The sequence below is a fragment of the Microcystis wesenbergii FACHB-1317 genome (genome assembly GCF_014696875.1).
GTDB lineage: Bacteria > Cyanobacteriota > Cyanobacteriia > Cyanobacteriales > Microcystaceae > Microcystis > Microcystis wesenbergii_A.
On the sequence record NZ_JACJQV010000120.1, the window covers coordinates 1 to 2536 of the forward strand.

Annotated in this window: 2 protein-coding genes and 1 pseudogene; 2 read left to right on the plus strand and 1 reads right to left on the minus strand. The window is 42.6% G+C overall.

Going from position 1 to position 2536, the window contains the following annotated elements; translation table 11 throughout:
- Nucleotides 1-364 precede the first annotated feature (364 nt).
- Together H6F92_RS25885 and H6F92_RS09425 are read left to right on the plus strand one after the other, a co-directional pair.
- Nucleotides 365-1114: a PEP-CTERM sorting domain-containing protein gene (locus H6F92_RS25885; RefSeq protein WP_242030072.1), complete on the plus strand. Its 750-nt coding sequence runs from the start codon at nucleotides 365-367 to the stop codon at nucleotides 1112-1114.
- Nucleotides 1115-1378: 264 nt separating this feature from the next.
- On the plus strand, nucleotides 1379-1633 hold the full coding sequence (locus H6F92_RS09425) for a hypothetical protein (RefSeq protein ID WP_190357650.1): 255 nt from the start codon (nucleotides 1379-1381) through the stop codon (nucleotides 1631-1633).
- A gap of 138 nt (nucleotides 1634-1771) precedes the next feature.
- Here H6F92_RS09425 and H6F92_RS09430 read toward each other — a convergent pair.
- Nucleotides 1772-2536: pseudogene (locus H6F92_RS09430) on the minus strand (thioredoxin domain-containing protein); the annotation flags it as partial.

Genomic DNA, 2536 nt, shown 5'->3' on the forward strand with positions numbered 1-2536 from the left:
TAATGTACCGCAAGTCCTTCGTCATCGCTGTGCTTATCTAAATGGTTGCCTTTTTTAACTTTTTTATTGATCTCATTAAGCATTTCTACTTATTGCAAAGGTGAGATGCTCCCATTATCAACTGCCTTGATGAAAGCTTGTATCCCTAGTCTATCAGCTAGTTAGTGCGAGGCAATCTTCCCCTGTGTATCGCTAGTCAGGGAGAAGAATGTAAAGATTTATTAAATTGTAGCTTTTAATACAGTTGTGGGGGGGAGTGTGTATCCTCATTGTTGTCTGCCTTTAGTGTTGGGTTGGGCTGTCGCTTAACCTGGCTGCGAGGGTGGCGATCGTAATGCTATGGAGGCTGAACAGCTTATCACAAATGATAAAATCTAGCTCTACCACTTCCGCTTTAATCCTGTTAATAAGCTGCCTTATAGTAGGATATGAAAAACCTGCATTTGGATTTATATTTGAGCTAGGTGGAGGAATAAAAGGTGAGTTTACAAATATAAAAAACAGGGCAACTCTTACATTAGAAGGGGGGGCTGTAACAACAGACTTTTCACTAGGTACTCCATACTCACCTCCAGAAAAAGAAGCCACGTTCTGGACTTTTACACTAACAAAACTAAATCTGTTAGCAGATAGGATTGCTGGAGCAACTCCTACCCTTATTAAAGTCTCCGATATAATTGAAATAGCGGGGAACTTTCTACATAAAGTAGCTATTCATGAGGGAGAACAAGACCAAGGCTTACCTCTCAACTTCAATGTAAAAGTCGATGCAGTAAAAGCACCGGGATCTGTAGGAAAAAGCTCTGTTAAAGATACCAGTGCAGACATAAAGGATCATCCCAAAACTGGCATAGACCATGACAGATTAGCTGCCGTATTAAATGCAGATACGGATAGAACACTTACCGCCCCGATACCACCTGCAATACAAGGTACAGAATTTTCTAATATTGAAAAGTGGAAAGCAACAATTATAGCCAATCCTGTTGATGTTCCCGAACCCACTTCCACCCTCTCTCTCCTCGCCCTCGGTACACTCGGAGCAGCATCAACCCTCAAACGCGAACTAAAACCCTCCCAATCCACCGAAAAAGAAACTACAAAAGTCGGCTAAATTGCTCACCAAAAATACAACAAATGCCCCTTCATTCAGTCAGTTGAGTGGGATTATTTTTTTGTGTATTGTTTATTGTCTAAGTACCTAAGCAAAATTAATTACACATTTCGATAAAGCTTTTGCCTCTTGCCTCTTGCCTATCTTCACTAGGAAATTTATTTTGCATGACTACTTATTATTTAATTTTTGCTAACTAATTGACAACAAGAGCGTTTTTTGTGGTAGAATAGTTGGCCTAGTGTAAATATCGTAAAAGTTGAAATGTCTATCACCCATATTAATAATCTTCAAGACCAAATTTTGCAAAGTATTAAGACTTTACCGCTAGAAAAACAGCAAAAAGTCCTTGAATTCGCCCAATCCTTACAAAGAAATTCACATTTTCAGAAATGGGATAATATTTCAGATGCAGAAGCACAAGCCTTACAAAATGAATTTGCTCAAGAGGATATTAGCTTTTCAGAAAGTATTTTACCCGATTATTTATCTCACCTTGAACAAGAGGATAAGAAATAAATGCGAGGCGATATTTATCTAGCTGATTTGAATCCGAGTCGTGGTTCAGAACAAGTCACCAGTCACGAGTAGGGTGCGTTCCCTGATGCCATCCTTGTTACTCCATCGTTTGATCATGGGGAACGCACCATCCTTAAGTTAACCGAGCAGTATTGACGGACCCGTCATCACCCTGGCAATTTGTCGGTCCAACTGTTCTAAATTTTCTGCCGGTTCAAGGCAGCATAACCCTTGACAAATTAACCCAAATGTGCTAAGCGGCAAACTGGCATCGACTCGATACACCGCAGTGGGCAAATAGCGACCTAACAGCGGCTCGATCGAGCTTTCCGGGGCGCGCAGGCAGAAACCGTGACGATAGTGATCGAGAGCAACAAATAAACTGGGGCAAGCCGTGGGGGACTGTTCTAGGATGGTACTAAAAGATTGCAAGGCCTTTTCGGCCCGATCGAGATATTCTAGATTTTCCGTCAATCGCGACAGACGCAATAAATTAGCGATCGCAATTCCGTTAGCCGAAGGGGTGGCATTATCCGTATAACCCCGTTCTCGCACGATCAGATCGAGACTATGATCAGAAGCAGTATTAAAATATCCCCCCTCATCCTCGGCCCAAAACCAGCGATCAAATTCCCCCTGTAGATCGATGGCCGCCTCTAACCAGCCAGTTTCTTGGGGTTTAGCGGTTTGCAAGTCCAGCAAAGCCTTAATAAAATAGGCAAAATCCTCCGATTGGGCCAAAACCGAGGCCTGACCCTGATAATTCAAGCGCTGAAAACGTCCATCTAACCACTGATGCTGGAGAATAAACTCGGCCGCGACCGTAGCCATTTGCCAGTACAAAGGTTCGCTAAAGACGGCAAAAGCCCGGGCTAAACCGGAAATCATCAAACTATTCCAAGC

Excerpts from the sequence above, each read along its gene's own strand:
- H6F92_RS25885 (WP_242030072.1), top strand. The coding sequence starts at position 365 with ATGATAAAATCTAGCTCTACCACTTCCGCTTTAATCCTGTTAATAAGC.
- H6F92_RS09425 (WP_190357650.1), top strand. The coding sequence starts at position 1,379 with ATGTCTATCACCCATATTAATAATCTTCAAGACCAAATTTTGCAAAGT.